Source organism: Metabacillus sp. KH_069, assembly GCF_057838075.1.
In genome coordinates this window covers 616,852-637,507 of sequence record NZ_CM174460.1, presented here as the reverse complement: position 1 = coordinate 637,507, position 20,656 = coordinate 616,852, and the positions used below count along the sequence as shown (strand labels likewise).

Annotated in this window: 15 protein-coding genes and 1 rRNA gene; 4 read left to right on the top strand and 12 right to left on the bottom strand. The window is 43.3% G+C overall.

The genetic code is table 11. The annotated features are described in order from the left end of the window. Positions 1–226: 226 nt before the first annotated feature. Both AC3ISE_RS03295 and AC3ISE_RS03290 read right to left on the bottom strand, forming a co-directional pair. Positions 227–1,776, bottom strand: a 16S ribosomal RNA gene (locus AC3ISE_RS03295). 241 nt (positions 1,777–2,017) lie between these two features. Continuing rightward, positions 2,018–2,890 carry a nucleotidyltransferase-like protein gene (locus tag AC3ISE_RS03290; protein WP_309193876.1) on the bottom strand — a complete coding sequence of 291 codons (873 nt, stop codon included), beginning with the start codon at positions 2,888–2,890 and terminating at the stop codon, positions 2,018–2,020. 214 nt (positions 2,891–3,104) lie between these two features. On the opposite strand from AC3ISE_RS03290, the gene AC3ISE_RS03285 reads away from it, so the two are divergent. After that, positions 3,105–3,458 (top strand): YgzB family protein, encoded by a 354-nt coding sequence (locus AC3ISE_RS03285; protein WP_070877017.1) that lies wholly within the window; start codon positions 3,105–3,107, stop codon positions 3,456–3,458. An 81-nt stretch (positions 3,459–3,539) separates the two neighbouring features. Here the strand turns inward: AC3ISE_RS03285 and perR are convergent, their stop codons facing one another. The 6 genes from perR to modA all read right to left on the bottom strand — a co-directional run bounded on the left by perR (position 3,540) and on the right by modA (position 8,032). Further along, a complete protein-coding gene (gene perR, locus AC3ISE_RS03280) occupies positions 3,540–3,977 on the bottom strand; it encodes a peroxide-responsive transcriptional repressor PerR (RefSeq protein ID WP_070877016.1) in 438 nt (145 codons plus the stop codon). A 117-nt stretch (positions 3,978–4,094) separates the two neighbouring features. After that, complete coding sequence (locus tag AC3ISE_RS03275) at positions 4,095–5,048, bottom strand: D-2-hydroxyacid dehydrogenase (RefSeq protein WP_489223032.1); 954 nt, start codon at positions 5,046–5,048, stop codon at positions 4,095–4,097. 327 nt (positions 5,049–5,375) lie between these two features. After that, positions 5,376–5,846, bottom strand: coding sequence for a thioredoxin-dependent thiol peroxidase (gene bcp, locus AC3ISE_RS03270; RefSeq protein ID WP_489223031.1), 471 nt, complete (start codon positions 5,844–5,846; stop codon positions 5,376–5,378). Between the two features lie 64 nt (positions 5,847–5,910). Then, on the bottom strand, positions 5,911–6,315 hold the full coding sequence (locus AC3ISE_RS03265; RefSeq protein WP_133313118.1) for an ion channel: 405 nt from the start codon (positions 6,313–6,315) through the stop codon (positions 5,911–5,913). A gap of 282 nt (positions 6,316–6,597) precedes the next feature. Continuing rightward, on the bottom strand, positions 6,598–7,254 hold the full coding sequence (modB, locus tag AC3ISE_RS03260) for a molybdate ABC transporter permease subunit (protein WP_489224253.1): 657 nt from the start codon (positions 7,252–7,254) through the stop codon (positions 6,598–6,600). Continuing rightward, on the bottom strand, positions 7,244–8,032 hold the full coding sequence (gene modA / locus AC3ISE_RS03255) for a molybdate ABC transporter substrate-binding protein (protein WP_489223030.1): 789 nt from the start codon (positions 8,030–8,032) through the stop codon (positions 7,244–7,246). The genes modB and modA overlap by 11 nt, the downstream gene beginning before the upstream one ends. Before the next feature lie 131 nt (positions 8,033–8,163). On the opposite strand from modA, the gene AC3ISE_RS03250 reads away from it, so the two are divergent. From AC3ISE_RS03250 to AC3ISE_RS03240, 3 genes are all read left to right on the top strand, one after another. Beyond that, positions 8,164–9,459, top strand: coding sequence for a glutamate-1-semialdehyde 2,1-aminomutase (locus AC3ISE_RS03250; protein WP_489223029.1), 1,296 nt, complete (start codon positions 8,164–8,166; stop codon positions 9,457–9,459). Positions 9,460–9,771: 312 nt separating this feature from the next. Beyond that, entirely contained in the window at positions 9,772–14,244 is a 4,473-nt protein-coding gene (locus AC3ISE_RS03245) for a glutamate synthase-related protein (RefSeq protein ID WP_489223028.1), read from the top strand. 204 nt (positions 14,245–14,448) lie between these two features. Next, positions 14,449–15,531, top strand: coding sequence for an aromatic acid exporter family protein (locus AC3ISE_RS03240; protein ID WP_309193869.1), 1,083 nt, complete (start codon positions 14,449–14,451; stop codon positions 15,529–15,531). Positions 15,532–15,716: 185 nt separating this feature from the next. Here the strand turns inward: AC3ISE_RS03240 and AC3ISE_RS03235 are convergent, their stop codons facing one another. The 4 genes from AC3ISE_RS03235 to AC3ISE_RS03220 all read right to left on the bottom strand — a co-directional run bounded on the left by AC3ISE_RS03235 (position 15,717) and on the right by AC3ISE_RS03220 (position 20,645). Then, positions 15,717–16,289 (bottom strand): YdhK family protein, encoded by a 573-nt coding sequence (locus tag AC3ISE_RS03235; RefSeq protein ID WP_489223027.1) that lies wholly within the window; start codon positions 16,287–16,289, stop codon positions 15,717–15,719. Positions 16,290–16,964: 675 nt separating this feature from the next. Further along, entirely contained in the window at positions 16,965–17,861 is an 897-nt protein-coding gene (locus AC3ISE_RS03230) for an ABC transporter permease (RefSeq protein ID WP_070879737.1), read from the bottom strand. A 17-nt stretch (positions 17,862–17,878) separates the two neighbouring features. Then, positions 17,879–18,880: an ABC transporter permease gene (locus AC3ISE_RS03225; RefSeq protein ID WP_489223026.1), complete on the bottom strand. Its 1,002-nt coding sequence runs from the start codon at positions 18,878–18,880 to the stop codon at positions 17,879–17,881. Positions 18,881–19,034: 154 nt separating this feature from the next. Continuing rightward, on the bottom strand, positions 19,035–20,645 hold the full coding sequence (locus AC3ISE_RS03220; RefSeq protein ID WP_489223025.1) for an ABC transporter substrate-binding protein: 1,611 nt from the start codon (positions 20,643–20,645) through the stop codon (positions 19,035–19,037). Between the last annotated feature and the right edge of the window lie 11 nt (positions 20,646–20,656).

Below are 20,656 nucleotides of genomic sequence, written 5' to 3'. Positions count from 1 at the left end.
AGCCGCATCTAAGATGCGTTTCGCATTTCGTTGTTTGTTTAGACATAAATGTCTAGAAAATCACTAATTATGGTAAGCGTAAATCTCAGTGAATTACTTGTTATCAATTACGTTATCTAGTTTTCAAAGAACAACCGACAAATCAGAAGATTTGTCTTCTATCATATAGAGAGAATGATCTCTCAAAACTAAACAAAAACCAAAAGCGTCCTCATATATTCCTTAGAAAGGAGGTGATCCAGCCGCACCTTCCGATACGGCTACCTTGTTACGACTTCACCCCAATCATCTACCCCACCTTAGGCGGCTGGCTCCTTGCGGTTACCCCACCGACTTCGGGTGTTGCAAACTCTCGTGGTGTGACGGGCGGTGTGTACAAGGCCCGGGAACGTATTCACCGCGGCATGCTGATCCGCGATTACTAGCGATTCCAGCTTCATGCAGGCGAGTTGCAGCCTGCAATCCGAACTGAGAATGGTTTTATGGGATTGGCTAAACCTCGCGGTCTCGCAGCCCTTTGTACCATCCATTGTAGCACGTGTGTAGCCCAGGTCATAAGGGGCATGATGATTTGACGTCATCCCCACCTTCCTCCGGTTTGTCACCGGCAGTCACCTTAGAGTGCCCAACTGAATGCTGGCAACTAAGATCAAGGGTTGCGCTCGTTGCGGGACTTAACCCAACATCTCACGACACGAGCTGACGACAACCATGCACCACCTGTCACTTTGTCCCCCGAAGGGGAACCTTCTATCTCTAGAAGTGGCAAAGGATGTCAAGACCTGGTAAGGTTCTTCGCGTTGCTTCGAATTAAACCACATGCTCCACCGCTTGTGCGGGCCCCCGTCAATTCCTTTGAGTTTCAGTCTTGCGACCGTACTCCCCAGGCGGAGTGCTTAATGCGTTAGCTGCAGCACTAAAGGGCGGAAACCCTCTAACACTTAGCACTCATCGTTTACGGCGTGGACTACCAGGGTATCTAATCCTGTTCGCTCCCCACGCTTTCGCGCCTCAGCGTCAGTTACAGACCAGAGAGTCGCCTTCGCCACTGGTGTTCCTCCACATCTCTACGCATTTCACCGCTACACGTGGAATTCCACTCTCCTCTTCTGCACTCAAGTTTCCCAGTTTCCAATGACCCTCCCCGGTTGAGCCGGGGGCTTTCACATCAGACTTAAGAAACCGCCTGCGCGCGCTTTACGCCCAATAATTCCGGACAACGCTTGCCACCTACGTATTACCGCGGCTGCTGGCACGTAGTTAGCCGTGGCTTTCTGGTTAGGTACCGTCAAGGTGCGAGCAGTTACTCTCGCACTTGTTCTTCCCTAACAACAGAGTTTTACGATCCGAAAACCTTCATCACTCACGCGGCGTTGCTCCGTCAGACTTTCGTCCATTGCGGAAGATTCCCTACTGCTGCCTCCCGTAGGAGTCTGGGCCGTGTCTCAGTCCCAGTGTGGCCGATCACCCTCTCAGGTCGGCTACGCATCGTTGCCTTGGTGAGCCATTACCTCACCAACTAGCTAATGCGCCGCGGGCCCATCTGTAAGTGACAGCCGAAACCGTCTTTCCAACTTGAACCATGCGGTTCAAGATACTATCCGGTATTAGCTCCGGTTTCCCGGAGTTATCCCAGTCTTACAGGCAGGTTGCCCACGTGTTACTCACCCGTCCGCCGCTAACCTGCTGGAGCAAGCTCCAGCAAGTCCGCTCGACTTGCATGTATTAGGCACGCCGCCAGCGTTCGTCCTGAGCCAGGATCAAACTCTCCGAAGAAAATTTGTGACTCAATTTGTTGCTGACTTAAAATTTAAAACGTTTGGTACGCTTTTGGTTTTGTTTAGTTTTCAAAGATCATTTTCGCTCTTGAAGCGACCTTCTTAATATACCATTTCGTCAACTCAGTGTCAACATTTTTTTAAGAAGTTTTTTTAGTTGAAAGTCGCTGTCTGCGCCGTCATGATTGAACTTGCTTCAGCAGCGACGCTTATTAATATATCACCGTAAAAAACTAAAGTCAATACTTTTTTGTAACAGAATATCCGCGATGGAAAATTCTCTGTCCTTTCGTTTCAATCTTAACAACTTCAACGAAATTTTTATCTACAAGAAACTCTAATAACACACTTAAATCTACCGAATAATATTTAGCTTCCGGATGCTCGAGAAGTTCTGCATAATGCCATACTTCTTTTTCAGAAAGAATGCCAAGCAGATGTCCCGCTCCAATTTCTGATTTAGAGTGAATCAGGAAATCACTCGCCAAAAAGAGAAGCTCGAGTCTTTTTTCTAATGACTCTTCACTTTCAACCAGCTCTTTATACAGCTTATAAACCTGAGGTTCCATCTGTCTCACTTGATTCCAGACCGTAACCTCCGGATAAAATCCGTGATCAATCACTTCGAGTCTTGCCAGATGATGAAGGGCGTGCACGATATGATTGTATGCATCGAGGAACTGTTTTGACTCAAAAAACACCTTGCCTTCCAAGTATCTTCTAATAAGCTTGCCATACTCGAGGCCGATTTTTAATCTGCGCTCTGAGAAAGGAAACATTTTCAGACGGTCAAGAAGCTTGCCGAGGTATTCATTTCTGTCAAATAGAACTTTCCCGTTTAAAATCCATTCTACAATGCGGCGGTTCGTTCCAAGCAGGATCCATTGCTGAATCTGTTCATCAGTCACTATATTCAGTGAAGCTTTTTGATTGTCAAATTCATAATGTTTAATATAAACAGGCTGCTTAGCTTCTTTTACAATCACAAGCAGCGCGACATCCAAGTTATCTGTAAGCGGTGATGTTTGGTTTCTCTTTTCAATCATGACGATTGCTAATGTGTCTGGATGACTTGCTCTCTCTTGATAAATAGGACGGAGAAGATTTTCCATTGTGATTCCCCCATTTAATTTATGACTATATATCAGAATTCTACATAGGAGATAAAATCCCTTTCAAATACAGCACTTCAAAATTATAAGGGAATGATGAGAGAGAATCTATTATTTTCTGAGATTTCCTGTCGTTTTTATTTAAGGCACCTTTGGATATTTTCTGCGAAATCCCTTACATTTGTGCTATATTGGTATTCGGGAGGTTGGAATAATGGCAGCGAAATATTCTAGCAAGATTAATAAAATCCGCACGTTTGCATTGAGCTTGGTTTTTATTGGATTTTTTATTATGTATATCGGTATTTTCTTCAGAACTTCTCCGATTGTTATGACAATATTCATGATGCTCGGGTTATTATCTATAGTAGGAAGCACGGTGGTTTACTTCTGGATCGGCATGCTCTCGACTAAAGCTGTCCAAGTAACATGCCCTTCATGCGGCAAAACAACGAAGATTCTCGGCAGGGTTGATATGTGCATGTACTGCAATGAGCCGCTGACTCTGGACCCAAATCTCGAAGGCAAAGACTTTGATGAAAAGTACAATCGGAAAACAGTAGAATAAATAAGCGGAGTGCAGGATGTGCACCCCGCTTATTTTTTTACACAAAAAAAGACTGAATGCTTATAAAGACATTCAGTCTGATCAATGCGTTTCTTTCTTTTCGCAGCTGCCGCACACTCCGTAGATTTCCATGCGGTGGTGACTTACATTAAAACCTGTCACGTGTGAAGCAAGATGTTCTACCTCATCTAATCCCGGATAATGAAAATCTACAATCTTTCCGCATTTTTCACAAATAACATGGTAATGCTCGGTTGTGACAAAATCAAATCTGCTCGAAGCATCCCCGTATGTCAGTTCCTTCACAAGGCCTACCTCGCGAAAAACACGCAAATTGTTATAGACCGTAGCAACGCTCATATTTGGAAATTTGCTTTCCAGAGATTTATAAATATCATCAGCTGTAGGGTGAGTCATAGATTGAATAAGGTATTCTAAAATGGCATGACGCTGTGGAGTAATGCGCACTCCGGTCTGCTTCAGCGTGTCAAGTGCTTCTTTTAACTGATGTTCAGACATCCGCTATGCACCTCTTTCCTGAAAAACATTCTTACTTTATAATATTTATAAATAGTGTACATTGTGACTGGGACTTTTGTCAATTGCGGTTAGACAGCCTTCTTTTTATTTTAATCCTCAGTATCCTTGTTTTAGATCGATTGTATTTTCCATGGATGAATAATCTCCATTTATATAGAACGCCAAGTTTCTCTTAAAGATATCCATCGCTCTTGGCAGATAGTTCTCAGTTATGCCCGACAAATGCGGTGTTACTGTGACATTCTTCATGCCCCAGAATGAATGATCTTCTCTCAATGGCTCCTCTTCGAACACATCAAGCACTGCATGCTTTATCTTTCCCTCATTTAACGCTTTTACTAAATCCGTTTCGCATACAGCATCTCCGCGACCGATATTAATAAATATGCCTTCTGGTTTCATCCAGCTGAATGCTTTATAATCCAGCAGCCCTTTTGTTTCTTTTGTACTAGGGAGAACAGAAACAACAAAGTCTGCTTTTCTCATTCCTGCTTCTAAACCATTGTATGTATGGATTTCATCAAAATATTCAACGATTCTGCCGGATCTGTTCATTCCTTCTGTTTTCATCCCGAAAGCTTTAGCGAGTCTTGCAATTTCAGTTCCGATGGCACCCGCCCCTAATACAAAGACCGTTTTCCCATGGAGTTCGTGCATTTTGACTCTGCGGTCCCATTTTCTCTCCTGCTGATTCTTATATAGCTGCTGTGACTCTCTTGAAATTTGCAGCATCATTGAAATGGTATATTCCGCCATTGGAATCTTATGCACGCCTTTAGAGTTGGTGACCAGTATATTTTGGTGAATTAAAGCATCAAAAGGGAGCTTATCCATCCCTGCAGACGCGACCATCAGCCATTTCAGTTGTTTTGCTTGTCCAACAATGTCAGCTGTCAGATCTTCCCCGTATGTCAAAATCACTTCAGCTTCTTTTATTTCATTAAGGACATCCTTTATCCTGTTGTCAAAATTAAAATCCACAATAGGAAACTCATTTACTAATTCTTCCTTTAAATAACCGGGCAGCTTAACTGTTGATAAAATCTTCAAAACCAATTTCCCCTTTTTCTTTTTATTTTACCAAAAATAAGAAAAGCGCAAGCGCCCGTTTAGCGCAGGCATGACAGATAAGGATCCGACAGAAAAGGCGCTTTTTGCCAATACTTTCGGAGCCGTTCTGGCCGAGGAGTTGGGCGATTCCGCTCGCCATCGAAGCGCAAAATTTTATACTTTCTTAAATATTAAAAAGAGTGCAGGAACTTTGGTTCCTGCACTTAATTGCGCTAACGAATGAGGAGGTTATGCCTTCTTTACAACATACTCCGGGTTCTGAATTTTTGTCTGGACGTTTTACTCAGTTCCTTAAAAAAAGGCCATTTATGAAATATTTTCTTTCAAATATTGAAGTGCTTCTTCAACATGGCCTTTCACTTTTACTTTACGCCACTCTTTGACAAGCTCGCCATCCTTATTGATAAGGAAAGTTGAACGTTCAATCCCCATATATTCTTTTCCGAAGTTTTTCTTAAGCTTCCATACTCCGTATTTTTCAGCAGCTTCGTGTTCTTCGTCAACCAATAAAAGAAAAGGAAGATCATACTTGGCTTTGAATTTTTCATGTTTGCTCTGTGCATCTGTACTGACTCCAAGGATGACAGCATCAAGCTCCTCAAAGCTTTTGTGCTGATCTCTGAAATCACATGCTTGCGTTGTACAGCCAGGAGTCATATCTTTTGGATAAAAATAAAGAATGACACGCTTACCTTTAAACTCTGAAAGCTTCACTTTTTCCCCGTTATCAGCTGTCAGTTCAAAATCTGGTGCTGTTTGTCCGATTTGAGTTGTCATGCTATCAGCCTCCGCAAAAAATTGGTTTAGTTTAAGACTACCCAATTCCTGCGAATGATACAACTTATGACCCTTTATCGAGTCCCCATACTGTTCTTGCAACAAATACAGCAGGCAGTACATACCCTATAAGAGCCTCAAGAACAGCAAGCAGTCTGCCAAACCCAATCGGAATGACGTCCCCATACCCTAAAGAAAAAAGAGTAACGGCGCTGAAATACAGGCAAGTATGCAAACGCTCAAGGTAGCTTCCTTCCATAATAACCCCATTATCAACAAGCACATCAAACCCGCCGGAGTCCAAAATCAAGAAAATCATACTGAATCCAATTAAAATGGAAAGATATAAGAAGATGACAATTAACAGGGTATCTATAGAAAGAAAATTTCGTTCCTTAAATGTGCGGATGAAGATGTTAAAGCTCATCAGTAAACAAAGCGATACAGCTAAAGCAAATAACCCTCCCATATATATGCAGCACCCCATGTCCAAAACACGTAATGGTACAATATATACAAGAAGGTTTTTATTATTCGGACTGTCTTAAAATTTAGCTTGCTATTAGACTAAATGTTAAAAACCCTTAGTGGATGGCAGCGGATAAACCTGACCCCTGCGGGAAATAGAGCAATGTGGGAGACCCCAAAGGCAACGCCGAGGAGGTTCCCATGCTCCCCGCGGAAAGAAACGGACAGCATTTATCATCAAAGCAACAATCCATGCGAAAACAGCCTAAAATTCTCACCGCATCTATTTTCTTATAAGCTGGACTGCGAGCAAAAGACTGAACGAAAGCAGCACTAACGCTCCCGCCCAAAGCCAGGCCATCGTCATATCTCCTGAATCAATTGCTACATAGATAGCCGTTGCAGCCGTCTGCGTTTGTCCCGGAATATTACCGGCAAACATCAGGCTTGCCCCAAACTCACCGAGGGCTCTTGTGAACGCAAGAACAGCCCCCGTGACAAGTGACGGGAGTGCAAGCGGAATCGAAACATACCTCAAAACCTGTCGATCATCAGCCCCGTCCACCCTTGAAGCATCCTCGATTTCACGATCAATCATTTGAAACCCAAGCTTTGCAGCCTGATACATCAGCGGAAAAGAAACAACGCATGCGGCAATAACGGCGGCCCACCAAGTGAAAATGACTGGAAAGCCTGAAATGCTTTCAATCAATTGACCGACCGGGCTGTTCATTCCAAAAATCACAATCAGCAGAAATCCAACAACTGTAGGCGGAAGGACAAGCGGCAGCATGAGAAACGTCTCAATCACCGTTTTCCCTTTAAAAGAGGTTCTTGCCATGATCCTCCCAATAAACGTTCCGCTTATTATGACGATTAAACTGGAGATTACTGCAACCTGAAGGGAAAGCGCAATAGGCTGACTGAATTCACTCCACATCACGGTCACCTTTATGAAACACCTCAAACCCCTGCTGTTCAAATACTTCTAACGATTGTTCTTGCAGCAGAAAGCGAAAGAAAGCTTCTGCTTCATTACCTTGTTCCGTTTCATTCAAAACGCCGGCTGGATAAATAATGCTATCATATTTGTCCGGTTCTATAGGGGTCTGATTTACCTTTTTTGAAGTCATAGCATCTGTCTTGTATACAATTCCTGCAGGAACATTGCCTGTTTCAACATAGGAGAGCACTTGCCGAACATCTTTAGCAAATACCATTCGTTTTTTATTAGGTTCCCACAAGTCATCATGTATAAGAGCTTCTTTCGCATATTTGCCCGCAGGAACTGTTTCCGGTGTGCCTATTGCTAATTTTCCAAAGTCTTCAGAAGCAAGATCCTCCATCTTTAATGATTCATTCTCTTTATTTGTAATAAGCACTAAGCTATTGCCTAAATAATCCATTTGCAGAGTTTGGTTGATCAACCCTTTTTTATTAAGCTGTTCAAACAGATCTTTTGAAGCGGAGAAAAAGACATCTACCGGAGCCCCCTGTTCAATTTGACGCTGCAGAGCGCCAGTTGAACTGAAGTTATAGCGCACTTCAATAGAAGGGTTCTCTTCTTCAAATTGTTTTTTTATTTCATTCAATGAATCTTTTAAACTCACTGCAGCCGAAACGAGCAAAACGGTTTTCTTTTCAGAGCCGTCCTCCCGAGGGACGCATGATGTTAAGACAACTATACTAATAAGAAGAATCAGGTATTTTTTCAGCACTGGTCAGCGTCCATCCTTTACTTACAGAATCATCATATTCATTCTAATATACTTAATGAATGCGCAAAAGTTTTTCATCTTTTTTAAACATGGTAGAATAGATTTTAGAACTTTTTTTTCAGGAGGAAGACATGAAATTCACTAAATCTGAAGAGCTTCACGAAGAAGCGTTGCAGCATATTGTCGGAGGGGTTAATAGTCCTTCCCGTTCTTATAAAGCGGTCGGCGGCGGATCTCCAGTCGTAATGGAACGAGCAAAAGGAGCTTATTTCTGGGATGTTGACGGCAATAAATACATTGATTATCTCGCAGCATACGGACCGATCATTACCGGACACGCCCACCCGCACATTACAAAGGCCATTCAAAAAGCGGCAGAAGATGGCGTACTTTACGGCACTCCGACTCCACATGAGGTGAAGTTCGCGAAAATGCTGAAACAGGCTATGCCTGGAATGGACAAGGTCCGTTTTGTCAACTCAGGAACGGAAGCCGTCATGACAACAATTCGTGTTGCACGGGCATATACAGGCCGGGACAAAATCATTAAATTTGCAGGCTGCTATCACGGTCACTCTGATCTTGTGCTTGTTGCGGCAGGCTCCGGCCCTTCCACTCTAGGCACACCTGATTCTGCAGGGGTTCCAAAAAGCATTGCAAAAGAAGTAATCACGGTTCCTTTCAATGATATTGAACCTTTTAAAGAAGCACTTAAGAAATGGGGAGACGAGGTTGCAGCTGTTCTGGTTGAACCAATTGTAGGAAACTTCGGGATTGTTGAACCTTATCCAGGCTTTTTAGAAGCAGTTAACGAGCTTACTCATAATGCCGGAGCTCTTGTCATTTATGATGAAGTCATCACAGCCTTCCGCTTTATGTACGGAGGAGCACAGGACATGCTTGGTGTCACACCCGACTTGACTGCCCTTGGCAAAATCATTGGCGGAGGTCTGCCAATCGGTGCATACGGCGGCAAAAAAGAGATCATGGAACAAGTTGCACCTCTTGGTCCTGCTTACCAGGCCGGAACAATGGCCGGCAATCCCGCTTCAATATTATCAGGCATTGCCTGTCTTGAAGTGCTGCAGGAAAAAGGCGTATATGAAAACCTTGATAAACTTGGACAAATGCTTGAAGAAGGCATTCAAAAACATGCTGAAACCTATCAAATTCCAATTACAATGAACCGCTTGAAAGGCGCTTTGACCATCTACTTTACGACAGAGAAGGTTGTCAATTACGAACAGGCAGAAAGAACCGATGGCGAAATGTTCGCCAAATTCTTCAAGCTGATGCTTCATGAAGGGATTAATCTTGCTCCATCCAAATACGAGGCATGGTTCCTGACAACAGCTCATACAGAAGAAGATATCAAGGATACACTGCTTGCAGTCGAGCGTTCATTCAAGCAATTGCAAAATGTATAAATATACAATTTATTCAAACAGGGATTTTAGTCCCTGTTTTTTTTATTATTTGAATAATGTTGAAAACGCTTCCATTTAAGCGTTGTAAATGATTTTGAGAATATTTTAACTTTTCAAACTTGTATGCCTCTCCCAAAACCATGCATAAATAATTGAATTTTCTCAATCTAAATGATATGATAAGTATTACATTTCTGAAAATTTTGTTATTAAATCTCACAAGGCAATCTATAGTTTTTAAATGATAGATTCATATTTTATCGGGAGGTGAAGGCTATAAGCGGGAACACATCCCCCTTTCAAGCCGCTTTTATGAAAGAAAATTGGAGCCCAAGTAAGTTTAAGGAATATTACAACGCAGAGCATGACGCTTGCGGCATCGTATCAGTCATCGAAAAACGGAACGTGCCGACTAAAGAAAACATCGATTTATGTATAAATGCATTGATTACGATGAATCACCGCGCCGGGTTTATTAACGGCGAAGGAGACGGTGTCGGCATTCATATTGATATTCCAAGAGCTCTGTGGAAGCAGAAGCTTGCTGACGCAAAGGCTGATCAGCAATTAGCCGAACGAGGCGATTTTATCGTCGGACACCTCTTTTTATCTAAAAATGAAAATCCTGATAAATTGAAGAAAGAAATCAGAACCCTTCTATCCGAAAAGAATTTCGAACTTGTTTTCGAAACAGACAAAGTTACAACATCATCTGCATTAGGACCCATCGCCCTGCAAGAAGAACCTCTCTTTTGGCAATTTGCCATGATTCCAGCTGGAAAACATGATTCTCTTAATAAGGATCTTTTTGAGCTGACGATTCAGATTGAGAAAAACCTCCATGTTCATGTCGCATCACTCAGTCAGCATGCTGCTGTTTATAAAGTTATGGGCGCTGGAGATGTTCTTCCAAAGTTTTACCATGATCTTGCAGATCCGCTTGCAGCATCAACAATGACTCTGGGACATAACAGGTATTCTACTAATACATTATCTACTTTTTTTCGTGTGCAGCCATTTAGCCTGTTAGGCCATAACGGTGAAATCAATACAATTGCAAAGCTTCGCGACGAAGCAAGAATGATGAATGTTCCGCTTACTGACGGCGGAAGTGATTCTCAAGACTTGAACAGAACGATTGAAACATTGGTTGCTAGGGACGGATACAGCCTGTTTGAAGCACTGGATGTTCTTTTCCCGCCGATTGTTAATGAAATCAAAGCATATCCTGACCACCTTCAGGACTTATACACATATATCCGTGAAGCTTGGGGCCATTTTGCTCAGGGTCCTGCAGGCATAATCTCGAGATTTGCAGATGAAGCGGTTTTCAGTGTAGATGCTCTTGGACTTCGTCCGTTATGGAAGGTAGAATCAGAATCTTCCTATATATTTGCTTCTGAACCGGGTATCATTCCAACTTCTCTTTATGCCGGCGATCCTAAGCCGCTTGGACCTGGCGAAAAGCTTGGCCTTAAATGGAACAAGGATAATATTGAACTGTTTGAGTACCCTTCTCTTCAGGAGGAAGTCTATAAAAGAGTTGCAGACAGAACCGATATCGGCGGCTACCGCAAACGACTGGCTCATCCAGTCAGCAAAGGCAAATGTTCAGCATCTCCTATCTTCAAAGTTCACAATGGTCATTACGCTGCATTCGGCTGGGATCGCGAACATATTCAGCTGCTTGAACAAATGGCTGAAAAGGGAGCAGAGCCTATTCGCTCACTCGGTCATGATGGTCCGCTTGCGGCCATCCATCCAGACCGGAAAAACATTGCTGATTTCATTAAAGAAAGTGTTGCTGTTGTTACCAATCCGGCGATTGACCGCGACCGCGAGTCAGAGCATTTCTCCATTCGCTCAGTGATCGGGAAACGTCCTTCACTGACAGTGCATCATGAAAAAACGGCAATGATCGAACTGCCATCACCTTTATTGCTTGAAGGCAAGCTTGGCATAATGGCATCTGAACAGATTGATCAGCTGCCTTATGAAGAAGTCATCGATACATTCTCAAAGGAAAAACAGCTTCATGTTTTATCCACTGTCTTCTCTGAGAGTGAAAGCCTGAAGGACGCTCTTGACCGTCTGAAGCTTGAAGCCATTCAAGCTGTAAATGATGGCGCTGTATTACTTGTGCTTGACGATCAGGAAGCCCATCAAAACGGGAACTTGTGGATTGATCCGCACTTGATTACTTCCGTTATTGATCAGGCATTGGTTAAAGCAAGCCTGCGGAGAAACTGTTCAATTGTACTGCGCACAGGGGCCATCAGATCCCTTCATGACATTATGATTGCATACGGTCTTGGAGCAAACCTGATTAGTCCGTATATTCTTTTTGCAACTGTTGCGGAGGAAGAATCCGCAAAACCTGCTGTTAACTTATATGAATCATTAAACAAAGGACTTGAGAAGGTCATTTCAACAATCGGCATTCATGAGCTTAGAGGATACGGACGACTCTTCTCTGCTATCGGATTAAATGAAGAAATTGAGAAAGAGCTTAACATTGTAAACTTCTTAGGCTCCCGTTCTCTTAAATTTAACTTTGAAAGCCTGAAAGCAGATGCACTTGAACGCAGCCAGGACTTTGATAATGAAAAAGCCCGCCCGAGCAAGACGTTCCACATTTTCCCGAGAATCTGGAAAGCAATTGGCGATGTGGCAAAAACGGGCAGCTATGACGGATATCGTGAAAAATTGACAGAGCAAGAAGAAAGCAATCCAATTACCATTCGTCATTTAACTGATTTGAAAACGGCTAAATCTGCCGTGCCAAAAGAAAAAGTAAATATCGGAGTCGGAGAGCACAGTCTTCCATTCGTGATTGCCTCCATGTCTTTCGGTTCACAAAATGAAGTAGCATTCCGTGCATACGCTGAAGCTGCTGAACAATTAAATATGGTGAGCCTAAATGGTGAAGGCGGAGAAATCAAAGATATGCTCGGCAAATATCCGCGCACACGGGGACAGCAAATCGCATCAGGAAGATTCGGAGTAAATGCAGAGCTGCTTAACTCGTCCAACCTGCTGGAAATTAAAATCGGCCAGGGAGCGAAGCCTGGTGAAGGCGGTCACTTGCCGGGTTCAAAAGTAACAGCGAAAATCGCCGAATCCAGAAATGCCACAATCGGCTCAGATCTCATCTCGCCGTCAAATAACCACGATATTTACTCGATTGAGGATTTGGCGCAAATGATTTCTGAACTGAAAACAGCTAATGATCAGGCAAAGGTTTCTGTTAAAGTCCCAGTTGTTCCCAACATCGGAACGATTGCAGTCGGAATTGCAAAAGCCGGAGCGGACATCATCACGCTGAGCGGGTTTGACGGCGGTACTGGTGCTGCCCGCATCCATGCCCTTCAGCATGTTGGGCTGCCTGTTGAAATCGGTGTTAAAGCGGCACATAACGCATTGCTTGAAGCCGGACTGCGTGAAAAAGTAGAGCTTTGGGCAGACGGCGGAATAAAAAGTGCACTCGACGTGATGAAAGTCGTGCTGCTTGGAGCAAACCGCGTCGGGTTTGGAACATTATCGATGATTGCCATCGGCTGTACAACATGCCGAGGCTGTCATTTAGATACATGTCACGTGGGAATCGCCACTCAAATTGAATCAGAAGCACAGGCAAAAGAGCATGGCTTAAGACGCTTTGTTCCTAGAAAATACGATCCGGCTGTGCAGGGCCTTGTTAATATGTTCAGCGCATTCGGTTCAGAACTTCAGGCTTTAACAGCTTCACTTGGATTTACAAATCTTCAGGATCTTGTCGGAAGATCTGACTTGCTTGAGCAGACGCGCGGCAAAGAAGAAATGGATCTGTCACTCTTGCTTGAAACATTGGATATTCAGAATCTATCTCATAAAGAGGTTGCTGCAAGCCTAGAAAGCAAACGTCTCGCTGTTGCAGCAGGAGCTGAGTATTTGGATTATGATGACAATGAACTTCATGATTCAAGAGAATTCCGAAGCGTCACTTCTGAACAGCGAATCCTTGGCAGCCGGGTTTCCTGTCACAGAGTGCGCGGCCGTCTTGATGGCTCGTACAAGAAACTGGATGACGTTGAGCTTTATTATAAAGAAGGTTCAATTCCAGGAAACGGTCTTGGCGCCTACAACTCAAGCGGCATTCATATCCGTGTTGAAGGCGGAGCACAGGACGGCACCGGAAAAACGTCATTCGGAGGAACCATTCAAGTATTCAAATCTAAAGGAACTGACGGCAAGTACTACAACGGTTCTGTTGGTAAAGGATTCGGGTATGGCGCGCAAAGCGGTCTGTTGTTAGTACAGGGAAATGCAGATGCACGTGCTGGTATTCGCCTCTCAGGAGCTGATATGATTATTGGCGGCAAGATTGATAAGCCAATTCCTGCAAATGAGAAGGGCAATATTGGTGTAAACGCCAATATCAAAGGATTCGCGTTTGAATACATGACGAACGGCAGAGGGCTCGTCCTTGGAGATCCAGGACCATGGATTTGCGCAGGTATGACCGGCGGAGTTGTGTATGTCAGACATCAGCCTGAGCTTGGATTAACAAAGCAGGCTCTAGAACGCCGAATTGCAAAAGGCGCTAAAATTGAAATTTCACCTTTAAATTCAAAAGGCCAGAGTGATGTATCAGAATTGCTTAAAACATACATCGAGGCACTAGAGCGACATGGTCAGAATGATGAAGCAGAAGAATTGAAACCTCTTTTGCAGGATTTAACAAATAACTTTATTCAGCTGGTCCCTGTTAAAGAGCAGGCAGATCCGTCTGTATCAACTGAATAATCTCTACTTCCAAATAACACCTGCCTGTCAGGTGTTATTTTTTTTACCAAAACGGGAAAAAGTAACTTGAATAATTTGTTTAAACGTTGTATAGTCATTAATTGTTTAATAAGAAGGCTATTTGCAAAGATTGTTCTTTTTCCGGAAATTCGTGTAAAATAGCCAACAACAATCAGTAAAGAAGGGAATGTCCATACACACCCCATGAAACTTGGTGCCCGCATTATAAAAACGGGGATAGCCATTACGCTGGCTCTATACTTGGCCACGTTATTAAAAATACCGTCTCCCGCGTTTGCAGGTATCGCAGCTATTTTTGCGATCCAGCCAACCATTTATCGCTCTTATTTATCCGTCATTGAGCAAGTACAGGCAAATATCATCGGAGCAGCCTTTGCCATTCTGTTCGGGCTGATCTTTGGTCCCCATCCGTTTGTTATCGGTCTAACCGTCATTATTGTCATTGCGATTAACTTAAAAATAAAAATCGAAAATACGATTCCTGTTTCCATTGTTACTGTAATTGCGATTCTGGAAAGCCCAGGGGAAGATTTCATCGAATTTTCTCTGATCCGTTTTGGAACGGTTCTGCTGGGAGTTTTATCGGCTTTCATAGTTAACTTAATTTTCATCCCGCCAAAGTATGAAACTAAGCTTTACTACAGAATTGTAGATAATACAGAGGAAATCATTAAATGGATCCGCATTAACATGAGGCAGGTATCCGAATACAGCGAACTGAAAACAGACATCGAAAAAATAAAAGATAAAATGATTAAACTTGATCAGCTTTACTTGCTGTACAAGGAAGAACGTGCTTATTTCAAACGAAATATTTATGCAAAATCCCGCAAGCTCGTATTATTCAGACAAATGCTTGTAACAACAAATCGTTCCTTGGATACTCTGAAAAAGCTCCACAGGCTGGAAAATGAATTGCATCACCTTCCAGAAGATTTTAAAGAGATTCTTGCAAACGAGCTCGACTATTTGATCGATTTTCATGAAAGAAGCCTTCTGAAATTTATAGGCAAAATTAAACCTCAGTCAACAACAGATCTTATTAAGGAAGGTCAGTTTAACAAGCAGGAGCTCGTCGATACTTTCATGAAATTTAAAGGCAGCTGCATTGATCAGGAGTGCTTCTATCACCTGCTTCCTCTCATCGCTGTCATTATCGACTACAGCGAGCAGCTCGAGCATTTGGACACTCTAATAAACAGCTTCCACAATTATCATAAAGAAGAAAATGAACTGCAAATTAATGAACTGGAAGAGAGCAGCTGATTTTCATTTAAAGAAAGGACTAACCGATGATGGTTAGTCCTTTTCTCTATCTCTTTATTTTCCAGATGGGCCGGGCGATTTTTTTGCTGTGTGTCTGAGGACTGACCAAGTTTGACACCCTTAATCGAGGAAAATCCGATGTTTGGGTACTTATAGTGACCGTATGACACAGGCTTAAGAACATATTATTCAGTCTTCTCTAACTCACTCTCTGTCACCCATTTATGATTTTTCACTTTTTCCCCGCCGCCTTCAGGTGTGTAATCAACCATGTAAACTGTTGTTTTTTCGGCAGTATCAATGACAGCTTCCGCACCTTCCATACCTTCCATATGGCTCGCCTCAACAGTTACTTCATCTCCTGCTTTAAACGGTTCTTCAGGAGCATCCTTGATTTCTTCATGAATGATCCATTTGTGATTCTCAACAGGCTCACCCCCGCCTTCAGGAGTATAAGAGATGGAATAAACAGTTGTATCATATGCTCCCGAAATTGTTGCTTCTGCCCCGTTCATGCCTTCCATATGATCTGTCTTGATGATTGCTTTGCTTCCAACTTCATAAGCAGGATCCATAGCCTCTTTTAACCCTTCAGGCACTTCTCCAGAGCTCGAATGATTCATACTGCCATGGTCCATGTGCTCCGAATCTTCCTTTTTCTCTCCCTGATCACCGCCGCTGTTTCCGCAAGCACCAAGAGACAATGAAACAGCTGCAACAAGCGATAAAATCAATTTCTTCTTCACCATATAAATCATCCTCCCATAAGCTTTGACCCTATGATACAAAAGAATTGTGCAGAATTTGTGCAACCCCGAAAAGCGGAATCGCCCGTTTAGCTCCGACAGACAGATAAGGATCAGCCAGTGAAGGCGCTTTTTGCCTTTGCTGGATGAGCCGTTCTGGCCGAGGAGCTGGGCGATGGAGCTAGACAACACGAAAAGCGGAACCGACTGTTCAGCTCCGACTGGCAGATAAGGATTCGACAGAAAAGGCGCTTTTTGCCTTTACTGGCGAATCCGTTCTGACCGAGGAGTTAGGAGGTGGAGCTAGACACCACGAAAAGCGGAATCGCCCGTTTAGCTCCGACAGACAGATAAGTCTCAGCCAGTGAAGGCGCTTTTTGCCTTTGCTGGATGAGACGTTCTGGCCGAGGAGTTGGGCGATGGAGCTAGACACCACGAAAAGCGGAATCGCCCGTTTAGCTCCGACAGACAGATAGGGATCAGCCAGTGAAGGCGCTTTTTGCCTTTGCTGGATGAGCCGTTCTGGCCGAGGAGCTGGGCGATGGAGCTAGACACCACGAAAAGCGGAACCGACTGTTCAGCTCCGACAGGCAGATAAGGATTCGACGTTCTGGGCGAGGGACTAAAAGGCAGAATACAAAAAGTCCAAATCTCACAGGATCTGGACTCTTCATGTATATTCCTTTATCAATGCTTGCCTTTAGGATCAAGTGCATCCCGAAGTCCGTCACCCATTAAGTTAAACCCAAGAACGGTGAGCATGATGGCAAGGCCGGGAAAAAACAGGGTCCACGGGGCCTGAACAAGATATTGCTTGGAATCGGCAAGCATTTTTCCCCATTCCGGATTTGGAGCCTGAGCGCCAAGTCCAAGGAATCCAAGGGCAGCTGCTTCTATGATGGCAGTAGCAATCGCCAGAGAAGCTTGTACAATAATCGGCGAAAGACTATTTGGCAGCACATGAACAAGCAGAATTCTCGTATCACTTGTTCCTACTGCTTTTGCTGCGTGTATGTACTCTTCTTCTTTTACACTAAGCACTTTCGCTCTGATCAGTCTGCCGAAGTTTGGAATGTTAATGACAGCAATGGCAATCAGTGCATTCTGCAGGGAAGGTCCTAAAATAGCAACGATCGCTATAGCAAGCAGAATGCTTGGAAAGGCAAGCATAATATCAAAAATTCTAGAGATGATCGTATCAATGACTTTTCCGTAATAACCGGCCATAATACCAAGCAGTGTTCCGACTATTGCTGATCCAAGAACCGAGAAAAAGCCGACCCACAATGAAATTCTGGCACCAAACAGGACCCTTGAAAAAATATCACGGCCAAAGTCGTCCGTTCCAAACCAATGCTCTGATGAAGGAGGAAGCAGTCTCTTTGAGAGCTCCTGCTCATCAATGCCTTGAGGGGCAATCAGAGGTGCAGCGATTGCAATAACAATAAAGAAAAGGACGAGAAAGCTTCCTGCGATAGCTAATTTATTTTGTAAAAAGACGCGCAGCTTCTGCTGAAATGGAGTGACAACCTTCTCCTGTTTTATAATGGCAGTCTGCTGCTCCTGCAGCGATGGTAGTGACATAGCAGTCTCCCCCTTTTCTAATATTTAATCCTTGGATCAATGGCAGCATATAAGAGATCCACAATCAGATTAATAAAGACAAATATTGTAGCGATAATTAAAATTCCGGATTGAATAACCGGATAATCACGATAGCTGATGGCATCAAAAATATACCTTCCCATCCCCGGCCAGCCGAAAATGGTTTCCGTCAAAATAGCTCCGCCTAATAATAATCCTGTCTGAAGTCCAATAATCGTTAAGATTGGAATAATGGCATTTTTTAAAGCATGCTTATAGACAACCCAGAACATGTGAAGACCTTTAGCACGTGCTGTCCGGATAAAATCAGACTCCATAGCTTCAATCATGGTTGAGCGGGTAATCCTTGCAATAATCGCCATTGGAATTGTCGCGAGCGCAATTCCCGGCAGAAGAATATGCTTAAGAACGTCTATAAATTGATCGAACCTGCCCTGCAAAAGCGTATCGAGCAAATAGAGATTTGTGATTGAATCAACAGGATTTCGAATTTCCTCCCGGCCTGTCGTTGGAAGCCAGCCAAGCTGAATGGAGAAGACATATTGCTCCATTAATCCAAGCCAGAAAATCGGCATCGACACTCCAATCAATGCGATAACCATTGCCGTATAATCAAACCACGAATTTCGGAACCAGGCACTGATGATTCCTGCATTGATTCCAACCACGATAGCAATCATCATGGCGAAAATCGTCAGTTCCATTGTTGCAGCCAAATAAGGAGTCATCTCCTGGCTGATTTGGGCTCCTGTTCGGATAGACTGGCCCAGATCACCTGTCAGCAGTCCCCCGACATAATCAAAATATTGTATGTACCAAGGCTGATCAAGACCAAGCTGCTGCGTTAATTTTTCAATCGCTTCCTGTGTAGCGCGCTGCCCGAGAATGACCTGTGCCGGGTTGCCCGGAATGGCTCGGATTATAGAAAAAACGACCAGTGTCATCCCAATTAAAACCGGTATGAGCAATCCAATTCTTCTTACTGTGTATGAAACCATCGTCTCACCTCGCTTTTATTTCTGAAGGCTGTTTTCGCATAGATTGTTGTATTGTGTATTCATATTGTTCAAATATAGAAGTCCTGTCGTGCAATAAGTTTACGAAAAGAGCCTTTCTGAAAAAAGGAGGAGGACAAGTCCTCCTCCTTCAAGATTACTTAAATTCAACCTTTGTTAAAATGTCAGATCCAGTTGGATGCGGCATGAAGCCTGTAATACTGCTGCTTCCAGCAAGGATTGGCGTTGAGTGAGCAAGTGGGATCCATGGTGCATCTTCTTTAATGATTTCCTGCGCTTTTTTATAGAGCTCATTTCGTTTTTCCTGATCCGAATTTGATTGTGCTTCAATCAGGATGTCATGTAATTCATCATTGCTGTAGTACGTGTAGTTATTGCTGCCGATGCTGTCTTTATCTAAAAGAGTATAAATGAAGTTATCTGCATCTCCATTATCACCAGTCCAGCCGAGCATAAAGGAATCTGCTTCCCCTTTGCTTGCTTTGTCTAAATAAGTTGCCCAATCATAAGTTTTGATTTCGGCTTCAACACCGATTTTTGCAAAGCTTGATTTAAGAACTTCAGCTACTTTCATACCTTCTGGCATATATGGACGCGGTACAGGCATTGCCCAAAGCTCCATTTTAAAGCCATCAGGATGACCAGCTTCAGCAAGAAGCGCTTTTGCTTTTTCTAAATCATATGGGTATGGTTCGATATCATCGTTATAGCCTTCTAATGAAGGAGGCATTGGATTCTTCGCCGGCTCAGCAAGGCCGCCATAGAAAGAATCAATGATTGCCTGTTTGTCTACTGCATGGTTCAATGCTTGACGAACAAGTTTGTTATCAAGAGGCTTACGGTTAGTTGTTAATCCAACATATCCTACGTTCATGGACGGACGCTCAAACGTTTGTAAGTCTTTATTGCTTGTAATAGATTCAGTATCAGATGGATTCACTCCATCCATTAGATCAATCTCGCCTGTCTGCAATGCATTTAAGCGAGCTGAGTTTTCCGGAATTGATTTAAAGATAACCTGATTTAATTTCGGGTATCCTTTCATCCAGTAGTCTTCATTTTTCTCAAGAACGATTCTGTCGTTTGGCTTCCACTCTACAAATTTAAATGGACCTGTTCCAACAGGATTTTCTCTGAATTTATCTCCGTGCTTTTCAACAGCAGCAGGACTTGCAATTCCAAATGGTGACATCGCAAGGTTCTTTAAGAACGGAGCTTGAGGACGTTTAAGTGTGAAGACAACTTTATTGTCGCCGTCTGCTTTTACTTCTTTAATGACGTGGCCTTCATCGTTTTTGAACCCGCCAAACATTGTATAGTAAGGGAATTTATCGGCATCCCCATTCATCCAGCGCTCGAAGTTGAATACAACAGCTTCAGCGTTGAAGTCTGTGCCGTCATGGAATTTCACGCCTTCTCTTAAAGTAAGAGTATACGTCAGGTTATCTTCAGAGACTTCCCATTTTGTTGCAAGACCTTCCTGAACAGTTGTATCCTGCTCACCGTAATTCAATAGTGTTTCAAATACGTTGACCGTTACTTTAAATGCTTCTCCCTCTGTCGTTGTAATTGGATCAAGTGAAGTTGAATCCCCGCCGCGTCCAAAAACCAGGCTGTCCTGTTTCTTATCGCTGCTTCCGCCTTCTGATTTGCCATCTGATGAGGTGTCATTTGAACTGCATCCCATCAATGCCGCTGATAACAGCAGCACAAACATAATTGAGACCAACAGGCTTTTCTTTTTCACGCATACATCCC

Excerpts from the sequence above, each read along its gene's own strand:
- AC3ISE_RS03250 (WP_489223029.1), top strand. The coding sequence starts at position 8,164 with ATGAAATTCACTAAATCTGAAGAGCTTCACGAAGAAGCGTTGCAGCAT.
- bcp (WP_489223031.1), bottom strand. The coding sequence starts at position 5,846 with ATGACAACTCAAATCGGACAAACAGCACCAGATTTTGAACTGACAGCT.
- AC3ISE_RS03290 (WP_309193876.1), bottom strand. The coding sequence starts at position 2,890 with ATGGAAAATCTTCTCCGTCCTATTTATCAAGAGAGAGCAAGTCATCCA.
- perR (WP_070877016.1), bottom strand. The coding sequence starts at position 3,977 with ATGTCTGAACATCAGTTAAAAGAAGCACTTGACACGCTGAAGCAGACC.
- AC3ISE_RS03225 (WP_489223026.1), bottom strand. The coding sequence starts at position 18,880 with ATGGTTTCATACACAGTAAGAAGAATTGGATTGCTCATACCGGTTTTA.
- AC3ISE_RS03235 (WP_489223027.1), bottom strand. The coding sequence starts at position 16,289 with ATGATTTATATGGTGAAGAAGAAATTGATTTTATCGCTTGTTGCAGCT.
- AC3ISE_RS03245 (WP_489223028.1), top strand. The coding sequence starts at position 9,772 with ATGAAAGAAAATTGGAGCCCAAGTAAGTTTAAGGAATATTACAACGCA.
- AC3ISE_RS03265 (WP_133313118.1), bottom strand. The coding sequence starts at position 6,315 with ATGGGAGGGTTATTTGCTTTAGCTGTATCGCTTTGTTTACTGATGAGC.
- modB (WP_489224253.1), bottom strand. The coding sequence starts at position 7,254 with ATGTGGAGTGAATTCAGTCAGCCTATTGCGCTTTCCCTTCAGGTTGCA.
- AC3ISE_RS03230 (WP_070879737.1), bottom strand. The coding sequence starts at position 17,861 with ATGTCACTACCATCGCTGCAGGAGCAGCAGACTGCCATTATAAAACAG.
- AC3ISE_RS03285 (WP_070877017.1), top strand. The coding sequence starts at position 3,105 with ATGGCAGCGAAATATTCTAGCAAGATTAATAAAATCCGCACGTTTGCA.
- AC3ISE_RS03240 (WP_309193869.1), top strand. The coding sequence starts at position 14,449 with ATGAAACTTGGTGCCCGCATTATAAAAACGGGGATAGCCATTACGCTG.